General features: G+C 46.4%; 19 protein-coding genes. 1 reads left to right on the top strand and 18 read right to left on the bottom strand.

The features are described 5' to 3' along the window. Window positions 1-17: 17 nt before the first annotated feature. From RWJ96_RS02085 to lepA, 4 genes are all read right to left on the bottom strand, one after another. Entirely contained in the window at window positions 18-1,124 is a 1,107-nt protein-coding gene (locus tag RWJ96_RS02085; protein ID WP_314018679.1) for a DnaJ domain-containing protein, read from the bottom strand. A 94-nt stretch (window positions 1,125-1,218) separates the two neighbouring features. Continuing rightward, entirely contained in the window at window positions 1,219-2,469 is a 1,251-nt protein-coding gene (hemW, locus tag RWJ96_RS02080) for a radical SAM family heme chaperone HemW (RefSeq protein ID WP_314018678.1), read from the bottom strand. A gap of 9 nt (window positions 2,470-2,478) precedes the next feature. Continuing rightward, on the bottom strand, window positions 2,479-3,570 hold the full coding sequence (dusB, locus tag RWJ96_RS02075; protein ID WP_314018677.1) for a tRNA dihydrouridine synthase DusB: 1,092 nt from the start codon (window positions 3,568-3,570) through the stop codon (window positions 2,479-2,481). A 9-nt stretch (window positions 3,571-3,579) separates the two neighbouring features. Next, entirely contained in the window at window positions 3,580-5,391 is a 1,812-nt protein-coding gene (gene lepA / locus RWJ96_RS02070; RefSeq protein WP_314018691.1) for a translation elongation factor 4, read from the bottom strand. 108 nt (window positions 5,392-5,499) lie between these two features. On the opposite strand from lepA, the gene rpsT reads away from it, so the two are divergent. Continuing rightward, window positions 5,500-5,763, top strand: coding sequence for a 30S ribosomal protein S20 (gene rpsT, locus RWJ96_RS02065; protein ID WP_012808888.1), 264 nt, complete (start codon window positions 5,500-5,502; stop codon window positions 5,761-5,763). A 73-nt stretch (window positions 5,764-5,836) separates the two neighbouring features. Here rpsT and holA read toward each other — a convergent pair whose 3' ends face one another. The 14 genes from holA to RWJ96_RS01995 all read right to left on the bottom strand — a co-directional run bounded on the left by holA (window position 5,837) and on the right by RWJ96_RS01995 (window position 19,287). Then, complete coding sequence (gene holA, locus RWJ96_RS02060; RefSeq protein ID WP_314018675.1) at window positions 5,837-6,808, bottom strand: DNA polymerase III subunit delta; 972 nt, start codon at window positions 6,806-6,808, stop codon at window positions 5,837-5,839. Beyond that, entirely contained in the window at window positions 6,792-9,074 is a 2,283-nt protein-coding gene (locus RWJ96_RS02055) for a ComEC/Rec2 family competence protein (protein ID WP_314018674.1), read from the bottom strand. Before RWJ96_RS02055 ends, holA begins: the two co-directional genes overlap by 17 nt. 97 nt (window positions 9,075-9,171) lie before the next feature. Continuing rightward, window positions 9,172-9,924 carry a ComEA family DNA-binding protein gene (locus RWJ96_RS02050; protein ID WP_051485229.1) on the bottom strand — a complete coding sequence of 251 codons (753 nt, stop codon included), beginning with the start codon at window positions 9,922-9,924 and terminating at the stop codon, window positions 9,172-9,174. A gap of 281 nt (window positions 9,925-10,205) precedes the next feature. Then, window positions 10,206-11,450: a tRNA uracil 4-sulfurtransferase ThiI gene (thiI, locus tag RWJ96_RS02045; protein WP_314018671.1), complete on the bottom strand. Its 1,245-nt coding sequence runs from the start codon at window positions 11,448-11,450 to the stop codon at window positions 10,206-10,208. Between the two features lie 5 nt (window positions 11,451-11,455). After that, a complete protein-coding gene (locus tag RWJ96_RS02040; RefSeq protein WP_314018670.1) occupies window positions 11,456-11,740 on the bottom strand; it encodes a DNA-directed RNA polymerase subunit omega in 285 nt (94 codons plus the stop codon). Next, window positions 11,740-12,318: a guanylate kinase gene (gene gmk, locus RWJ96_RS02035; protein WP_314018669.1), complete on the bottom strand. Its 579-nt coding sequence runs from the start codon at window positions 12,316-12,318 to the stop codon at window positions 11,740-11,742. Before gmk ends, RWJ96_RS02040 begins: the two co-directional genes overlap by 1 nt. Continuing rightward, window positions 12,318-12,626: an integration host factor, actinobacterial type gene (gene mihF / locus RWJ96_RS02030; protein ID WP_012808895.1), complete on the bottom strand. Its 309-nt coding sequence runs from the start codon at window positions 12,624-12,626 to the stop codon at window positions 12,318-12,320. Before mihF ends, gmk begins: the two co-directional genes overlap by 1 nt. 163 nt (window positions 12,627-12,789) lie before the next feature. Then, window positions 12,790-13,521: an orotidine-5'-phosphate decarboxylase gene (pyrF, locus tag RWJ96_RS02025; RefSeq protein WP_314018668.1), complete on the bottom strand. Its 732-nt coding sequence runs from the start codon at window positions 13,519-13,521 to the stop codon at window positions 12,790-12,792. Next, complete coding sequence (locus RWJ96_RS02020; RefSeq protein WP_035427672.1) at window positions 13,515-14,441, bottom strand: dihydroorotate dehydrogenase; 927 nt, start codon at window positions 14,439-14,441, stop codon at window positions 13,515-13,517. The genes pyrF and RWJ96_RS02020 overlap by 7 nt, the downstream gene beginning before the upstream one ends. Next, complete coding sequence (locus RWJ96_RS02015; RefSeq protein WP_035427674.1) at window positions 14,435-15,229, bottom strand: dihydroorotate dehydrogenase electron transfer subunit; 795 nt, start codon at window positions 15,227-15,229, stop codon at window positions 14,435-14,437. The genes RWJ96_RS02020 and RWJ96_RS02015 overlap by 7 nt, the downstream gene beginning before the upstream one ends. Continuing rightward, a complete protein-coding gene (locus tag RWJ96_RS02010; protein ID WP_314018666.1) occupies window positions 15,229-16,536 on the bottom strand; it encodes a dihydroorotase in 1,308 nt (435 codons plus the stop codon). The genes RWJ96_RS02015 and RWJ96_RS02010 overlap by 1 nt, the downstream gene beginning before the upstream one ends. Then, window positions 16,520-17,455, bottom strand: a complete 936-nt coding sequence (locus RWJ96_RS02005) for an aspartate carbamoyltransferase catalytic subunit (protein WP_035427676.1) — start codon at window positions 17,453-17,455, stop codon at window positions 16,520-16,522. The genes RWJ96_RS02010 and RWJ96_RS02005 overlap by 17 nt, the downstream gene beginning before the upstream one ends. Beyond that, complete coding sequence (gene pyrR / locus RWJ96_RS02000) at window positions 17,455-18,030, bottom strand: bifunctional pyr operon transcriptional regulator/uracil phosphoribosyltransferase PyrR (protein ID WP_314018664.1); 576 nt, start codon at window positions 18,028-18,030, stop codon at window positions 17,455-17,457. The genes RWJ96_RS02005 and pyrR overlap by 1 nt, the downstream gene beginning before the upstream one ends. A gap of 153 nt (window positions 18,031-18,183) precedes the next feature. Next, window positions 18,184-19,287 carry an ATP-binding cassette domain-containing protein gene (locus RWJ96_RS01995; protein ID WP_396427208.1) on the bottom strand — a complete coding sequence of 368 codons (1,104 nt, stop codon included), beginning with the start codon at window positions 19,285-19,287 and terminating at the stop codon, window positions 18,184-18,186. Window positions 19,288-19,342: the final 55 nt, after the last annotated feature.

Raw genomic sequence — 19,342 nt, 5'->3', positions numbered from 1 at the left:
CTTGTAAAACCTAAAACTTAAATTCCCATATAGCCAACATGGCCCAAACCGGCCGTACAAGCATACAAAGTCATAATAATAATTGAGTAGAAGGCACCATTGATGATTCCCGAAACAAATGCATTTGCAAAGCTTCTCCACCAGCCGGCGTTCATCTTGACGCCATCTGCAAGAACATTTCTAATGCCAAATATCAAAAGTGGAATCAAAACAATGGCAAATAGTGGTGAGCGTAAATTAAGCGCCACAAATACTAAAAGCATTGCAGTAATACCAGTAATACGAGCTCCCGCGCGTTGGCGGAACGTCAACTGCTCTGAAGGAACCTTAATATTTACGATAAAATCACCAGTTGCAGAACAATTTGTTCCTGCATTTCCCATTCCAGGTACTCTGATCTGGTCACCATCATGTGAATTAGCTGGTACATCAACCATAATTTCGCTTGCAGACAAAACACGTCCAGAACCACCACAAACGTCGCATGGGTCCTGTACAACGTGTCCAGCGCCTTCACACTCTGGACAGTCAACTCTAAACTTGCCTACTCCAAAAATGGAAGAAAGATCAATGTCAATATGACCCGTTCCGTGGCAGGTAGGACAGGTAGTTGCCTCAGCTTTATGCTGAGATCCCTTACCAGCACAAGCATCACAAGTAACAAAACGCTGATACGTGATGCCTTTCTTAACGCCATTTTTAGCGTCTGTATCATTCAGTGTTAAGTCGTAGACAATATCTGCGCCAGTCTGAGGCTTGTATGCACGAGAGCGCTTTTGAGATCCAGTAGTCCAATTAGTAAAGTTGATATCACCAAACGGGAAGCCTCCCTCAAAAGGAGAACCTCCATAGGCAGATCCACCAGGATAACCAGAAGGACCATAGCCGCCGCCATAGAAAGAACCGCTTCTCATTGCGTCATAACGACGGCGCTTCTCGGCATCTGACAGAACAGCGTACGCCTCAGAAACCTCTTTAAAACGCTCTTCAGCATCGGGCTCTTTATTGACGTCTGGATGAAGCTTACGAGCTTTAGTTTGAAAAGCTTTTCTAATTTCTTCAGCTGTCGCGAACTCAGAAACACCAAGGATGGCGTAATAGTCCTTTTCGTTCATAGCAGCCATAAAATCTCTCCGATTCAACCCATATCAAAATCTGCATCACGAGAACGATTGAAAGTGTACCCACTTGTTTTGAACTTAATGCAGCACAAATGCGTTACAAACGTAAATCCCAAAGACGTCCATAGAGCTCATTGCCAAGCAGCCAGCCCTTCTCGGTAGGCTTATATGAAGCTCCAGTCCTAGAATTTGCCGCATCAACGTGAACTAACAGCCCATCTCGCACACACGCATCAAACACATCATGTAGACGCGCTACGCCAAATACCTGCTCAGACTCATCCAAAAGTGCAGGCGAAATTGGCTCCATAAGACGAGCATGCAGCATCAAATCTTCTGCCACAGCTTCTTTTTGAGTCAGAAATTCAACATCAAACTCTGTCGAGAAAAGCGATGCACCTTCGGCAATTTTTCTTGGAGCATCAAGGACCACCAGTCGCGCACGTACGGCATTTTGCGGACGCTTTGGCAAAGAGATGTTGACCTTGGCAAGTACATCATACTCAGCTGCAGTCAGCATGCTTGCAGCGCTCGTGCCAAGCCCAAGGTACGACTCGCCTGTCCAGTACATCTTATTGTGCTTACAGCTCTTCTGATTGCGAGCATAACTTGCTACCTCGTAGCGTTCAAACCCTGCCGCTTGAAGCGCCTTTGTGGCCGCCTGCATTCGATCTGCTTGCACGTCGTAGGTGTTCCATGGAGTATCTTTATCCTGGGTTTGCTTAGCCAGCGCCGTGCCTTCTTCAATAGTTAGCGGATAGATGCTCACATGATTTATGCCAAGCGAGATAAATCTTGAGAGCGAAAACTCCCAAGAACTCTCTGTTTGCTCAGGAATTGCACACATAAGATCAACCGACACGTCATAGTCATGCTCTTTTGCAGCAAGTACTCTGTCGTAAGCCAGGTCGGCCGAGTGAATTCTGCCCAACTTCTTAAGCTCGTTATCGTTAAAGCTTTGAACTCCCAAAGAAACTCGTGTTACCCCGCCCGTAGCAAGAGTGGCGAGAAGATCATCAGACAGTGAGTCTGGATTTGCTTCAATACTGAACTCAACAGGATTTACAATCGCTGAAGCGTGCTGCGCCAAATCCACTGCATCTTGACCAAGCAAGCTTGGCGTTCCGCCACCCATATAAACTGTTTTTGTGGCTGATAACAAACCAAGCTGAGCGGCTTCGTCTAGCTGATGTTTTAGTGCTTTAACATAATTTTTCATGCGACTGTCATCTTGTCTTGTAGACCAAGAAGAGAAATCACAATAGAAGCATTTTTGAGAACAAAACGGAATATGCAGGTAAAGTGCAGAGGTAGCCGTTTGATTGTATTTAGACTGCCAAGAATCCACAACAGACCACTAGCTCATAGATGGATTGTGCTCAGAAAATTCCTGCTCACCCTCAAGTTGCTTGACGGTTTCATTAATCTCTAGCGCCAGATCAATAAAATCTTGAGCAGTAACACACCTTACCGACTTACCACGCCAATAGGCGGCGTTTGGAATACCCCTAAAATACCAGGTAGAGAGGCTTCTTGCGCGAGCAATATGAATGTGAGCTGCGTCAAGTAAGCGTACGTGCATCATAAAAGATGCAAGCATCTGATCAAGTGTTGGAACAAGTGGAGCTTGACCTTCAACTAAAGCTTGAGTGTTCTTAAAAATCCATGGATTACCATAGGTTCCGCGAGCAATCATTACAGCTGTCACACCTGTCTCTGTAAGGGCATGAGCTGCTGCTTCAGCAGAGAGCATGTCACCAGAGCCTATTACCGGAATTGAAACAGCATCGCAAACTCTATTAACGGTCTCCCACTCCGCCTGGCCTCGATACATCTGGGTGGCAAAGCGACCATGAATAGCAACAGCAGACGCTCCAGCAGCTTCCATGGCGCGAGCAAACTCAGGAGCTACTTCTTCATCCTGACGTCTACCTCGTCTAATCTTCACGGTAACAGGCACCGCGACCTCAGAAAGACAAGCTTTGACCAGATCTGCAGCAAGCTCCGGGGTATCGAGAAGGGCTGAGCCCTCCCCTTTTTTGACAACCTTAGGAACAGGACAAGCCATATTGATGTCGATAAGCGCAAGTTTATTTCCTAGGCGCTCACTAATCTGAGCTGCCGCTTCTTTAAATTGCTCTGGCTTTGAACCAAAAAGTTGAACAGCAATATCTGGCTCAGTTGAAAGAGGTTCTACAAGCTCCCAGGTTTTATCGCCACCATAATGAATTCCTGCGACAGAAACCATTTCTGAGTATGCAAAACCTGCCCCGCCCGCTCGAGCCATAGTGCGATACACACCATCACTGACACCAGCCATGGGTGCCATAAGCACAGGATTAGCAGACAGGCGTTCCTTGAGTGAAGCTCCTGACGCAAAAGGGACAATATGTGAAGAAAGACCTGCTTCAGGCGCGCAGGTTGAAATGATTGTTTGAAGCGACTCCACAAATACCTTCTACTCGTCGTCAACCTTGAGAACAGCCAAGAACGCCTCTTGAGGTACTTCGACTGAGCCAATCTGCTTCATGCGCTTTTTACCCTCTTTTTGCTTTTCAAGCAGTTTGCGCTTTCTAGAAATATCGCCGCCGTAGCATTTAGCTAAGACGTCCTTTCTACGTGCGCGAACGGTAGAGCGAGAAATAATTTTATTGCCAATAGCACCCTGAATAGGAACCTCAAAGAGCTGCTGAGGAATGATACCTTTTAGCCTGTCGCAAAGACCACGAGCAAGATCATATGCTTTGTCTTTGTGAATAATAAACGAAAGCGCATCAACGACGTCTCCAGCAAGCAAGATATCAAGCTTAACCAGGTCAGAAGTGCGATACGAATCAAACTCATAGTCAAGTGAGGCATAACCTTTGGTTCTACTCTTAAGCTGGTCAAAGAAGTCCAGGATAAGCTCGGCCAAAGGAATGCTAAAAATCATCTCGACGGACTTATCAGACAGATACACCATGTCTTCAGATACACCACGATGATCAACAACAAGCTGCATAACCGTACCAACAAACTCAGGAGGCACAATAATCTTTGCCTTTAGGTATGGCTCATCAATGCGGTCAATCTTGGTTACCTCTGGAAGATCTTGAGGACTGGTAATCTCAATCATAGTTCCATCGGTCTTGTACACGTGATAGTCAACAGAGGGACTGGTAGCAATCAAGTCCAGGTCAAACTCACGCTCAAGACGTTCTTTGACAACCTCCATGTGGAGAAGACCCAAAAAGCCTACTCTGAAGCCAAATCCCAAAGCAACGGACGTCTCTGGAGACCACGTAAGAGATGGATCATTAACGTGCAACTTATCAAGTGCGTCACGGAGATTCTCGTACTGTTTGTTATCAACCGGAAAAAGACCGGTAAATACCATTGGTTTTGCCTCACGATAACCTGGCAGTGGCTCTGAACAAGGATTTTGCTTATAGGTCAGCGTATCTCCAACGCGGACAGCTTCAGGGTCTTTGAGGCCAGTTACCACATAGCCAACTTCACCAACAGAAAGCTGGTCAACAGCCATCTCAAGAGGTCTCTTAGCGCCAACTTCTTCAACAAGAAAAGGCATAGATCCCTGCATCATAAGAAGCTGATCGCCGGCCTTGATTGAACCATCAAAAACACGCACTGTTGCAACGACGCCTCTGAACTGGTCAAAATACGAGTCAAGAATAAGCGCCTTAAGTGGAGCTGTAGGGTCTCCCTTTGGAGGAGAAACCAAATACACCAAAGCCTCAAGGAGCTCGTGAATACCCTCACCTGTTTTACCGGAGACACATACCGCATCATCAGCCGGGATAGCAAGAACATCTTCAATTTCTGCACGTACCTCTTCAGGTCGAGCAGATGGAAGGTCAATCTTATTGATTGCAGGAACAATATCCAGGTTAGCGTTCATGGCCAGCATGGCGTTTGAGACAGTCTGTGCCTCAACGCCTTGCGTTGCATCAACAACCAACACTGCACCCTCACAAGCAGCCAAAGACCTTGAGACCTCATAGGTAAAGTCAACGTGGCCTGGGGTGTCAATCAGGTTGAACTGATAGCGCTCTCCGTCATCTGCGTCATACATGACGCGGACTGCGTTTGATTTAATGGTAATTCCGCGCTCACGTTCAATGTCCATAGTGTCCAAGAGCTGTGACTCCATATCGCGTTCTTCAACGGTATGAGTAAGCTCCAAAATGCGGTCACTGATGGTAGATTTACCGTGATCGATGTGCGCAACAATAGAGAAGTTGCGAATATGTGAAGTATCCTGTGTATTCATAAGGAAAATAATAGCGTAAACTACCCCCTTCGTGCTATACTTCAACAGCTGCCTCAAACGTGTCTCAGCGAAGAGGCCTCACATAGTAAACACCGAAAGGAACCGCACGTGGCTAACATCAAGTCTCAGAAGAAGCGTATTCTCACCGCTGAGAAGGCACGCCAGCGCAACAAGGCTGTCCGTTCCGAGCTTAAGACTGCTATTAAGGCAGTTCGCACTGCTGTTGAGGCAGGCCAGCTTGAGGACGCACAGGTTGCAGCTAACAAGGCATCCCGCCTTCTTGACAAGGCTGCTTCTAAGGGCATCGTACACAAGAATCAGGCTGCTCAGCGTAAGAGCGGCGTTCAGAAGCTTGTTAACACCCTTAAGTAGTTCTTATCTACTTTTAAACTTTTTAAAACGGACTCCTTGGAGTCCGTTTTTTTCTTACCTGAATTCTTTGAATCTACACATTTGCGACGCCGCACAGAGCAAAGATAAGCTTGGTCATTGTGGTTGTTTTATCTTCTCCACTCTTAAGACCACGTTCTGCATCTGCACAGAGAGCCAGAATATGTTCAAGCTCGCCATCTGCAAATTGACGCGCCCATCGTGCATAATTTCTTACTTGCCAGTCCTGCTTACCCAAAACTGGAGTAATTTCCCGTTCTGTACCACGCTTAACCATAGACCTGGCGCAAATAAGCTCTCTTACGCGTCCAGTCATAAGTGACAGATTTCCAATAGCTCCCGATTCATCCATCTGACTGTAAAGCTCCAAAGCCTTTTGAGCATTTCTCGCTGATAAACTGTCGAGAAAATCCCACGGCTTGACCTCAACCACTCGTGCAACATGAGTTTCTACAAACTGAACGTCAATTGCACCAGGACGACCCAACAGAGCTGCTAGAGATTTAATCTGAGAATCGAGCATGGTGGTATTATCGCCAACACGACTTACAAGCTCGTTGGCCACATTTGCTGGAATTTGTAGCCCATACTTTCTTCCAAGATCTCCTATATATTTAGGCAATTCACTTCTAGTCATTGCACCGCAATTAATAACTGCGAGCTTACCTAGGGCATCAACTGCTTTGTAAAGCCTTGTTGTTTTGGCAAGTTTACTTGCAGAAAGCATAAGCGTAGTAGTTGGATTGGGGTTCTTTAGATACTCAACAAGGGCCTCTGACACAGACTTGAGTAATTTACCTGCATCATCAATGACAACAATTCGTCGAGAATCACCCATAGGTAGTGTTTGAGCGGATGACAGAACAGATTCTGAAGTCAGCTCAGCACTTACAGAAATCTCATCAAGATTAAACGTAATAAAACTCTGGTTAAGACGGCTTTTAAGCTTGTCTATAGCCCTCGCACGCTTCATCTCGTCAGGGCCAACAGCCAAATATGCAGCTAGTAGCTTAGCCTGCTCCGCCATCTTTTTCCTCCTCTAAATCTGTATCTACTTTAGCATGTTGCACACTTACCCTAGGTCCATGTTCTCCGGGAAATACGGTGACGTCTCCATAATCTTTTGTGCAATAAAACCTTGCGCCAACATCCTCTAATATATCCACCGCTTCCTGTTTAGGATGACCATAACGATTATTCTTTCCAGCACTTGCAATTGCTACCTCGGGTTTTAGCGAACGAGCAGTTTCTGGATAAAGCGACTTTGCTGCACCATGATGTCCAACTTTTAAGAAATCTATATCGCCTACATCGCCTGAATCCACCGTCTCTTTTGTCTGATCTCTTTCAGCATCTCCCGTTAAAAGCGTAGTTAAGGTATTTTGTCCATCGTTATACGTCACATAGAGCTCAACTGACGCATTATTAGCCTCTTTAGCTCTGTATCCCCTATGTGGCCACACAACGCGAATATGAAAGCGACCAACATCAAATTCATCACCATATAAAACTTCATAGGAGCTGCTGCCGGAAATCCTCTGAATAGCTCTCTGAAGCTCAGGTTTTTCTTGTTTTGTTATTCCTTCTCCAACTAATACCCGACCTGCCTTCACCGAACCAACCATATACCTCACGCCACCAGCATGATCCTCATCAAGATGTGTGAGCAAAATAGCATCAAGATATGAGATATGTTGTCGCTCTAGAGCGTCATTAACCACATCTCCCACACTCGTGTCTACAAGCAGAGAATGCGCGCCGTCACTGAGCAATATGGCATCTCCTTGGCCAATATCCATCACACAAATTCTTGTTGGCGAGAAAAACTTCCAGTAGATACTTAAACCCAAAATAAGCATAAACACCATCAAACAAATGCCAGATAAAACTACTCTTTTCCCTTTTGGCCAAAACACGTAAAGAGCCACCATTGCTGCAAACACAAGCAATGAAACTATCCAGCTCATGTCAGTTAACGACACGCTTGCAAAAGATCTTTCGGATAAAAAAGAAGTAAGAGTCTCTATAAACTGACCAAGAAAATCCACAAGGCAGAAAGCAACATCTTGAGCCGGTTTAAACCAACATAAAGCTATTGCTCCAATTCCAAATAAGCTCAGAAGAGAAAATAAACTTGTAATCAGCGCACTTGAAAGAGGAGCAAGTAAAGAAAAATGACCAAAGTACATGCAAGAAATTGGAAGGCACGATAGCTGAGCAACGGTTGTGGCACACATAGTATTTCGCACGTCAGAAAACGGTTTTCTAAGGATCTTCTGTATTGTTCCATATCCAGATATGTGAAAAGCAATTTTTGCATAGTACTGAGCAAGACCGCCGTAAATATTCATGCCAAAAATACATGCTAAAGACAAAGTGAAAGCAATATTCACACTTAGCTGTGGATCTATACAAAGCATAAATAATGCAACGATAGAAACTGCTGAGAGCGTATGATTTTTTCTTCCCACATATTGCATTACGTATTTTTGTTCAACAAGAAGTATTGCCCTCATTGCAGACGCAGGTAATCCACAGAAAAGCGCGTAGCTACTGAGTAAAAATAAATTCACTACCCCTCTTAAAAGAGGTTTTATCGTTAGCTTTTTAAGAAAAGCGTCAATAAAGGTAGAGAGAATTACCATGTGACAACTAGAAATTGCAATGAGATGCATTAGACCGCAACGCATAAATATTCTAGGAATGTTAAAGCTATACAAGCTAGGCCTATAGGCACAAAGACCGCATGCAACTAACGCTCGGCCAAAGCTCTGCTCTGGTTGAAGTTGAGAAATACAGTTTTCTCTAAATTGGGCAACTTCTCCAATAATTCCCTCTTCATAGGTTTTTGAGTTCACCTTGGTTATCTGAATTGAACCAAGTACTCCTCTCTTAAATTGTTCTTCTGAAAACTCCCTATCTTTATATTGTGTAAACCTGCCTTCACAACAAAGATGAGTTTCTCGCAAGAATGGTTCCTTGGCATGTATGCCCACAAATCCAATACAACTACCTTGGTAAAAGACAGACGCCTGACCAGTCCATGTATGATTTTTATAGACTAAATCTCTTGATACGACTAATTCAAAATCGTGTATAGCAGTTGACTCTAAAAGATCTACCGATGCCATTTGACTGGCATATATAAAAGAAGACCTGATAAAGATAATTACAAGTGAAAGTAAAACCACTCCAACAGTCATAAGGCTGGTATGCGCGTACTTTACATACCAAAGTCCTAATGCCGCCGCCATGCAGCTTCCTAAAATCTGAAGCAAAATAGTATCAAGCATTACGTTTCTTGCGATAAAAACTTGCAGCCATACACAAACAAATAGCAAGATACAAAGGCTATACGGAATAAAAGGCCTAGTGGGTTGTTCTATCACCTTAGACACGAATATTGTCCTTGAGCTGATCAAACTTTTTCTGGCCAATTCCAGAAACACGCATCAAATCTTCAGTTGTTTTAAAAGGTCCGTTCTTTTGTCTGTCTGCAACAATTCGCTGAGCTAGCCCTTCTCCCACACCTTGAAGCTTGGTTAATTCTTCTACAGTTGCTCGATTAATATCTACAACTGTCTTTTTATCTCTCTTCGTATTTGTTTGCTTATTGCTTGTGGCTTTGTTTTGCTCTGGCTGTGGAATCTCTGGTGGCGGCTCTTCTCCCTTTTTAGGAATATATATTTTTTGACCATCTTCAACAGGAGCCGCTAGATTAATCCCTTGCCCGTTTGCATCTTCAGTTAAACCTCCTGCTATTTGAATAGCATCATTCACGCGTGGGTTTGCCATTTGTAGAGCGTAAAGTCCTGGTGACTTAACAGCTCCATCAACATGAACCATCATTTGAGGAGAAGCTTCTTTAATCTTATGATCAGCTCCTGGCTGATCTGTAGCATTATCTTCTTCCGTATGTTGTGGATTTTCTGCAACAGTCACTCCTTGCGTAGAGTCTCCTTGATTATGCGATCTATCAAAAGACTCTGATGTTCCAGCAGAAATTATTCCAATTAATACAACTGCCGACACAATAGCTAGGACAACCACAGCGGCAACCGCTATGAGTTGTTGCTGAGATAGATTAAATCTTCTCATCAATTTATTAATTACTTGAGTGCGGTTATTTGAAATCTGAGCCATACAATCACCTCAGATTTATATTCAACTATTAGGTTAATGAGAAGCGGTACTTTTAAAGATTCATCTAATAGTTTTGTCCTAAAACTGCTGGTAATCTGACACAGTTATCAACAGTTACCAGATATATTGCACAAACTAACAAGTACAGAATTGCACTAAATAAGATTATCAAACCACTCGCATAAAAAATCCGCCCTTTTACGGGGCGGATTCTAAAAATGTATCTGAGCAAAGCTATCAAAACCTTTGAACTGCAGAAATACTTCAGACTTAAAAATATCCTAGTCAGCAATAAACTCTGCAGGAGCAAGTTCTTTATGACGAGCAGCAAGCTTTTTAGGTGGCTTATATGAAGGACACTGACTAAAGTCAATGTACTCAATATGTTGCATAAGGTCATCAATCATGGCTTCATGGTCAAAGGAATTCCATGCTTCAAGAACTTCTCGCATTCTTGCGTGAGTCTCAGGACGTCGAGGCATAAACAATGTGCAGCAATCAGGAGCCGTCTGCGTTGAGATATCAAACGTGTTGATATCTTGGGCGCGACGGATGATTTCTTGCTTGTCAGAGCCAATCAGAGGCCTCAAAACAGGTATGGTGACTGCCTCGTTGACAGCAGCAATGTTATCAAGCGTCTGAGAAGCAACTTGACCAAGTGACTCGCCAGTTACCAGGGCTTTAGCGCCCTCAAGCTCTGCAATCTTCTGCGCAATGATGTACATCACGCGACGATACATAATGACACGAAGAGCCTGTGGAACAGCAAGGGAAATCTCACGCTGGTGCTCGCCAAAGGGCACAACATACATTCTGCCAATAAGACCAGCAGGCTCAAGAGCCTCAATGATATCCTGGCACAGATATTCACTGGTATCGGAAGTCATGGGACGTCCAGAGAAGTGAACAGGAATAACCGTAGCTCCCCTACGACCAACCATCCATGTGGCAACAGGCGAATCAATACCGCTTGAAAGAAGCGATACAACTTTGCCTGCAGTGCCAACAGGAAGACCACCAACACCATGAATAGATGCAGCGTAAACATATGCGTTGCCCTGAACAACATGTACATAGACCGTCATATCCGGATTATGCATCTGAACTTTTTTATCAGGAAAATTCTCGCAAAGTACGGCGCCTACAAGCTGGTTAATCTCAATAGAATGCTTTGGATAAACCGTTGAGGAACGACGAGCATGCACTTTGAACGTAGTAAAGTCACCGGACTCCCCCAGCGCCTTCACGGCAGCGTTACAAAACTCCTGCTCATCTAAGCCACAGCGATACGCCAAAGAAGCGCGAGCAACACCGGGAACCTGGGCCACGGCATGTTGCAGCTCTTCAGTTGCTTGTTTATCAGTGGTTTCTACAAGAAGGTAGCCAGAAATGCGAGAAACCCCCGCCACTGGAAAGTGTCGGAGGGCTCGTCGCAAATTTGTTACCAACTGATTTTCAAAAGTGGATCGGTTCTTACCCTTTAAACCAATTTCGTGGTAGTGAACCAGACATACTCTTTCAGTCATAACTCTTAGTAAACGATGGTGTTCTCGCCCTTAATTGCTTCGTCAAAAGACTCTTTAACAAAGCCAAGGGTACCGTCGTTAATCTCTTTCATAGCAATAGAGACAGAATCTTTACCACTTGCAACAGTAGTAATGTCATCAAAATCCTGAACAGCGGTTACACGCAGGTGCTGACCGTGAAGCATGTTGTTAATATCGCAAGCGCGCTTAGAAGCAAGAGAGCAAAGCAAGAATGGATTCTGCTCAGTCTTCTGAAGCAGGCTGTCAATCTCAGGCTTAATAACAGACATTAAAGCTGACCTCCGTCTGATTCATAGTCATCAAAAACTTCCTCGAGCTTGCTGAGAGCAGTCTCAAGGTTGTCGTTCACAATGCAAACAGTATAGTCGTTTGCATACTCCATTTCACGTGACGCATTAGAAAGTCTCGTAAAAATGGTCTTCTCGTCTTCTGTACCGCGACCTCTAAGACGCTGTTCAAGCTCTTCAAATGAAGGTGGCTTAATAAAGACGAGAATGGCGTTGGGATATTGTTTGTGGACCATAAGTCCACCCTGAACGTCAATCTCTAGAACAACAGACTGACCTGCAGAAATCAGGCGATCAACCTCGGATTTGAGCGTGCCATAGCAATGGCCATGAACATGAGCCCACTCAAGGAATTCACCAGCATCAACGCGCTTTTTAAATTCTTCATCGGAGAGAAAATAATACGCAACTCCATCGACTTCTCCTGGTCGTGGAGAGCGCGTAGTAGCCGAAACCGTCAGGCCTAGGTTTGGGCGCTTGTCCCTCAACAGAGAGACAAGCGTTCCTTTTCCTACACCTGACGGTCCAGATACTACAAAAAGTTTGGCTGAACGAGCCACTACTTGGTCAGTGCCTCGAGGAGCTGCTCACGCTGACGAGCGCCAAGGCCCTTAACGCGGCGAGTTGCGGAAATTCCGAGCTCGTCCATAATCTTTGCTGCCTTTGCCTTGCCATAGCCAGGAAGGGACTCGATAAGAGCGGAAACCTTCATACGCTCAGCAATAGGATCGGTAGAATCAAGGACCTCTTTAAGGGAGACCTTACCAGTCTTAACCTTCTCGCGAAGCTCTGCACGAGCGTGACGAGCCTGAGCTGCCTTCTCAAGTGCTGCCTTGCGCTGCTCATCGGTAAGTGTAGGTAGAGCCATTGTTCCTCCAAACATCGTTTTCGTACTTCATATACGAAACTCAATTTAATGTGCCTTTTGCACTTCAGCAAAATAGTTTGCCACATAACACGTTATTTACAAGGGGTTTTTTAATATTTCCGCATCAAAAACCACCTGTTCATCACAATTCCAACAATTTCCGTTAATTTTTGAGCTCAGAAATGATGGATTCAAATGCTTCGACTGGATTGTTTGCGCAGGTAATTGGCCTACCAACTACCAATTTGCTTGCTCCAGCCTTAATTGCAGCTGAAGGTGTGGAAATTCTGACCTGATCGCCCTTCTCGGCACCTTCTGGACGTACTCCGGGGGTCACGATGAGCGCATTTGGTCCCAAAAGCTCTCTCATCTCCTGTGCTTCCTGAGGCGAGCAGACAATTCCATCGGCACCAGCGTAATAAGAAAGAGACGCCAAACGAGCAACTTCATCCTTAATAGATCCGTCTACGCCAATGGAGTGAAGCGCATCCTCATCCATGCTGGTAAGCACAGAGATAGCCACCAGTTTGGTGCGGCCAGACTCATCAACGCCACGCTCTGCTGCAGCCTCTTCTGCACCCTCGCGACCAGCAGAGATCATCTGAGCGGTTCCCAGGCCATGGATAGATAAGATGTCTGCACCAGAAAGCGATGCAGAGTGGACAGCGCCTTTGACCTGGAATGGAATGTCGTGCACCTTAAGGTCAAGAAACACCTTGAAACCGCGAGCGTGCATCTCATCTACCATCGAGGGTCCGTAGCGATAAAAAAGCGTCATGCCAACCTTAACCCAGCGTGCATGGCCGGCGAGAAGATCGGTGAGCTCCAGAGCTCTTTCTCTTGTGCAATCAAGCGCAACAATAACGGCGTCGCGTGCCTGCTCGTCTGTTAGCATTCAACAGCTCCAATCAGCTCGTGGATGTCAGATACTCCCTGAGACTTTGCCCAGTCAGTAAGCTCGTTCAGAATACGTGGAGCACACATTGGGTCATAAAGGTTTGCAGAACCCACCGAGACAGCCGTAGCTCCCGCAAGGATAAACTCTGCAGCATCCTCGCCCGTTTCTACGCCACCAACGCCGCAAATAGGAATAGAAACCGCACTTGCGCACTCCCAAACCATGCGAACAGCAGCATTATGGCAGAGAGGACCACTGAGGCCGCCAGTTGGCTTAGAGAGCCTGCTCTTTCTGGTGTGGACGTTAATTGACATGCCTGGAATAGAGTTGATGAGCGTTAGACCATCAGCGCCTTCAGCCTCAAAAGCCTTACCAATCTCGGCAACGTTGACGGGGGCCATCTTAACCAGAATGGGCAGCTTTGTCAGAGGACGAACTGCCTTCATAATCTCTGTAGCCTGGTCTGGAGTACCACCGAGGGGCTTACCGCCCTTCTCAAGATTTGGACAACTCACGTTAAGCTCAATAGCTGAGATGTGTGGATTAAGCTCTTCAAGGCGCTCGACAACGTCAATCATCTCCTGCACGGAGTGTGCTGCCATCTGCATGATAACGCGTGTGCCACGACCCTCAAGATCTTTCATGTAGTCATCAGTGTGGGCGATAAAATCGTCCACTCCAGGATTGGCAAGGCCAACGCTGTTCATCATGCCGCCGTTGAGCTCGCACATACGAGGAGCTGGGTTTCCTTCCCAAGGAACGCGAGCAACACCCTTCATAGTGATGGCGCCAAGCAGAGAAACGTCGTAGAAACCCTCAAACTGCCAACCGTAGCCAAAGGTACCCGCAGCAGTGTTGATAGGGTTTTTCATCTGGATACCGCCCAGATTAACGGCCATTTTTACCTGATCTACCATGCGATCTCCTTTGCCTCAAAAACAGGTCCAACCATGCAAGCAGACGCATAGCCGCCCTTAGCAAGTGGGACATTGCAGGTGTTGCATGCGCCAAAGGCGCAGCTCATCATACGCTCCATAGAAACCTGGCAAGCAACGTTGTTGGCAATTGCAAGCTTGGCCACGCTTCTCATCATAGGCTCTGGACCGCAGGTATACACAGCGTCCCAAACACCTTGACTTAGAGGTTCCTCCAAAGCTGCTGTTACAAAGCCCTTAGTACCCTTAGAACCGTCATCCGTTGTGACGTACACGTTCTGTGCGCCCAAGGCGAGAAGATCTTCTTCTCCAAAGAGTTTCTCGGCAGTTTGTGCGCCAATGACCGCGTCAAACTCAACACCCAGCTCTGTAAGCTTGCGCGCTGCAGCGATAATTGGTGTGATACCCACACCTCCTGCTACCAGGACGCTTCTCTTGCTAGAGGCGTTAAGGCGCCAGGGGCGGCCGCAAGGAGCAGTCATGTCACTAGCGTCACCAGGCTTCATCTGAGAAAGCCTGCGTGTACCCTCGCCTACCGTTGCGTAGATAAGCTCGAGCGTATCGGTTGCTTTATCAGCTAGCGAGAAGGACAGTGGGATGCGAAGAATGTGGCGCTTATCGCCTGGAACATTAACGTTTACAAACTGACCAGGCGCTAGAGACTTACAAAGACCTGGTACCTTGAGCTGGGCTCTATACAGATTCTGGGCAACCTGGGTATTACTCAAAACCGTAAAGTCAAATACCTGTACATTTCCACGTAGTGGCATTACTTTTCCCCTCCAGGAACAACTACTTCATTGACAAGAACTCGCTTGCCATCAACAAACACATCTGTTGCAACACCATAGAGCTCAGCGCCAATGAAGGCGGAGTTCTTGGACTTGCTCTCAAAATACTCTGTCGTAATCTGAACCTTCTTTTCTGGGTCAAAAAGGGTCAGGTCAGCCTTGTAACCTGCAGCAATCTTAACAGGCTCAAGACGCAGAATACGACGAGGATTAACGGCCATTGCGCGAACAAGACCAGTGTAAGAAAGCTTATTGGTGCGCACCATATTGGTAACCATCAAAGGCAGCGAGGTCTCAAGGCCAATGCAGCCAAAGTAAGAGATTTCCCACTCACAGTCCTTCTCATGAGCTGCATGAGGTGCATGATCGGTAACAATACAGTCAACTGTACCGTCTGCAACCGCTGCCTGAAGAGCGAGCGCATCCTCAGCAGTTCTGAGCGGTGGATTCATCTTAAGATTGGTGTTATACGTATCGGTAATGTCATCTTCAGACAAGAAGAGGTGGTGAGGGCAAACCTCTGCAGTAACAGGCAAACCCTCCTTCTTAGCTGCACGTACCAGCTCTGCTCCCCTGCCCGTTGAAATGTGGCAGATGTGCAGAGGACAGCCGGTAAGGCGGCAAAGATCAATGTCTCTGGAAATCTCCAGCTCCTCGCCAAGTACTGGCCAGCCAAACATGCCAAGGCGCGTGCTTGCGCGACCCTCGTTAACAACGCCACCAGCACTGATGGACTCAATCTCACAGTGAGCAGCAACAACGCGGTCAAACTGGGAGACGTACTCCATTACCGTGCGCATCATACCAGCGCTTTGAACACCGTGGCCGTCGTCAGAGAATGCAGATGCTCCCTCGTCAACCATGTTGCCAATCTCAGCAAGCTCCTGTCCCTTAGAACCCTTGGTTAGAGCACCCATAGGACGGACGTGAATGAGACCAACCTCATTGCCACGATCAATCTGGAAGCGAACAGCAGGCCCGTTATCGGTAACAGGATTGGTGTTAGGCATAGTAGCAACATCAGTAAAGCCACCATGAACCGCAGCCCTAGAGCCCGTCTCAATGGTCTCTTTGTATTCAAAGCCAGGATCTCTAAAGTGAACGTGCATATCAACAAGGCCAGGGGTAAGCACCTTGCCCTTTGCATCAATGACGGTATCACCCTCTTGAGGCTTAACCGTAGCTGCAACTTCAGCAATGGTTTCTCCGTCAATACGGACGTCCATTACCGCGTCAAGATTAAGCTGCGGGTCTACAACACGCGCGCCCTTAAGCAGAAATGCCATCAGAGTCTCCTCCCAGAAGCAAATACATTGCGGCCATGCGCGTCAAAACGCCTGCATTGACCTGGTCAAGAATACGAGAGCGAGCGCAATCGGCCACCTCGCTGTTAATTTCCATGCCACGGTTCATAGGACCTGGGTGGCAGATGATTGCTTCGGGCTTCATCAGCTTACTGCGGCGCTCGTCAAGGCCCCAAAGCCTGTTGTACTCACGGCGAGAAGGAATAGGAGCTCCTTCCATACGCTCCAGCTGCACGCGGAGCATGTACACGACGTCAACATCACCAATGACCTCATCAAAGTGTGAGGTCTGATAGCAGCCAAACCAGCTTGGATCGTCTACGTGGAATGTTGGAGGTCCAACTAGAACAACCTCTGCGCCCATAGTCTTGAGTGCTGGCACCAAAGAACCAACAACGCGACTGTGAGAAAGGTCGCCAACAATGGCAACTTTAAGGCCATCAAGGTGTCCAAAGTTCTTGCGAATGGTATAAAGGTCAAGCATGGCCTGAGTGGGGTGCTGATGCTTGCCGTCACCAGCGTTGATGACAACGGCATCAGTGTGCTCAGTAATCTTCTGCGGTGTACCTGCAAGTCTTGCACGGCAGATAAACATATCAACGTTCATAGCGTCGATAGTCTGAATGGTATCTGCCAGAGACTCTCCCTTAACCACAGATGAAGTAGATCCTCCCATATTTAAAGCGTCAGCCGAGAGGCGTTTCTCGGCAAGCTCAAATGAAGAGCGAGTCCTGGTAGAAGGCTCTAAGAACAGGTTAACAATGGTGCGCCCACGAAGTGCCGGCACCTTTTTAATGTCTCTGTTATTTACAGCTTCAAACGACTGAGCTGTATCAAGAATCTGCTGGATATCGTCACGCGTCAGGCTGTTTGTATCAATCAAATGTTTAACTGAAAGCATTAGTTTCCTCCCTCAATAAAGGGGTCAGAATAGTCAGCTTCGTACAGCAAGACGCAGTCCTGACCATCAATTTCTTTAACATTTAAGCTGACTACCTGGCTCTTTGATGAAGGAACATTTTTTCCCACATAGTCAGGTCTAATAGGAAGCTCGCGATGACCACGGTCAACAACAACTGCTAGCTGAACGCGCTCAGGACGGCCATAGTCAATGAGGGCATCGAGTGCTGCTCTGATAGTTCTTCCTGTCTGAAGAACATCGTCTACCAGCACAACGCTTGTGCCTGTAATATCAAAATCGATATTAGTTGCGTGGAGAACCGGTGCAGTATTTCTTCTAAAATCATCGCGATAAAAACTGATATCAAGTGAGCCAACTTTTGGCTTAAATCCGGTAAAACTCAAAATCTTTTCCGCAAGACGAGAAGCCAAAACCTCTCCACGGCGAATAATGCCCACCAAAGCAACGTTTTCAATTGCATCGTTATTCTCGACAATTTCGTGAGCAATTCGTGTAAGCATGCGGTCAAGGGACTGCTCATCCACAATGAGAGAGTGCGAACCTTCTTGAGCCATAGCGCCTCCAATAAAAAAGATACCTCACCTAACCAGGCACAAGGTATCCAAAAGGCAAAACTATGACTATGAGCCTTACGGGTATCTCGTACCACATTTAAAGACACACATATTGTACTCGTACAGACCCTAACTTTTGGTTAGGAATTTTAATTATCTCTTGAGGTGCTCGTAAGCTTCACAAACTTCATCCACAGGACCCAGCATGCGCTGCTTGCCCTTCTCAATCCAAATAGCACGGTCACAAATGCGCTGAACCAGGTCAATGGAGTGAGAAACCAGAAGAACGGTAACGTTATTAGAAGCGACCAACTCTTTGATGCGGTTCTCGCACTTTTGCTGGAAAAGGAAGTCTCCCACCGAGAGCGTCTCATCAACAATGAGCAGGTCAGGTTCTGTAACGGTTGCAATTGCAAAGGCAATACGTGCCACCATACCAGAGGAGTAGTTCTTGAGTGGCATGTCCATAAAGCCCTCAAGCTCAGCAAACTCTACAATCTGGTCAAAGTGCGAGTCAATAAACTCCTTCTTGTAACCAAGAAGAGCGCCATTGAGGTAGATATTCTCTTTAGCGGTAAGCTCCATGTCAAAGCCAGCACCAAGCTCAATAAGAGGCGCAATAGTACCTTTAACCTCACAAGTTCCCTTAGAAGGCTCAAGTACGCCCGCAATGATTTTGAGCATGGTAGACTTGCCAGAGCCGTTGGTGCCCACCAGGCCAAAAGCCTCGCCACGCTTTACTTCAAATGAGATGTCATCAAGAGCCTTGAACTCCTTAAAAGCAACCTCGCCGCGTGCAAAGGCAATAAAATACTCTTTCAAAGAGTTGAACTGCTCAGAGGCAATGTTAAAGATCTCCGAAACGCCGTTTACCGCAACAACGGTCTCTGCGTCTTCAGATGGAAGCGGTGGACGCATAAAATCGTCATCGCCAGCAACAACTACCCAGGCAGTAACTGTCTGAGGGTTGTTGTGCGTGTCAAATGCATCAATGTAAAGATGATAGCGACCAGGCTCTGGGAAGGTATATGTCCACGACGTATTAGGAATTGAATCACCAAATTGATGCTCTGTGGTATCCCAAAAACCCTCATCCCAACGGTCGTTCAAACTCCACACATAGTGAAATTTAAAGTCCTCAGGGTCTGCACCAATAATCTTAGGAGTAGCAGTTACAGTCTCTCCTGCACGAATCTCGTGCGTATCCAAGGAAACCTGAACTGACCAGCCTAATTCTTTATTTGGTGACTCAGACATACAACTCCTCTAATCAACTATTGCCTGAACAGTATAGCTGATTATGGCGAGAAAC

Origin of the sequence: Lancefieldella parvula (assembly GCF_963547875.1) — a bacterium.
Taxonomy (GTDB): domain Bacteria; phylum Actinomycetota; class Coriobacteriia; order Coriobacteriales; family Atopobiaceae; genus Lancefieldella; species Lancefieldella parvula_D.
The sequence above is the reverse complement of the archived record's forward strand: the minus strand, read 5'-3'. Positions and strand labels throughout refer to the sequence as shown.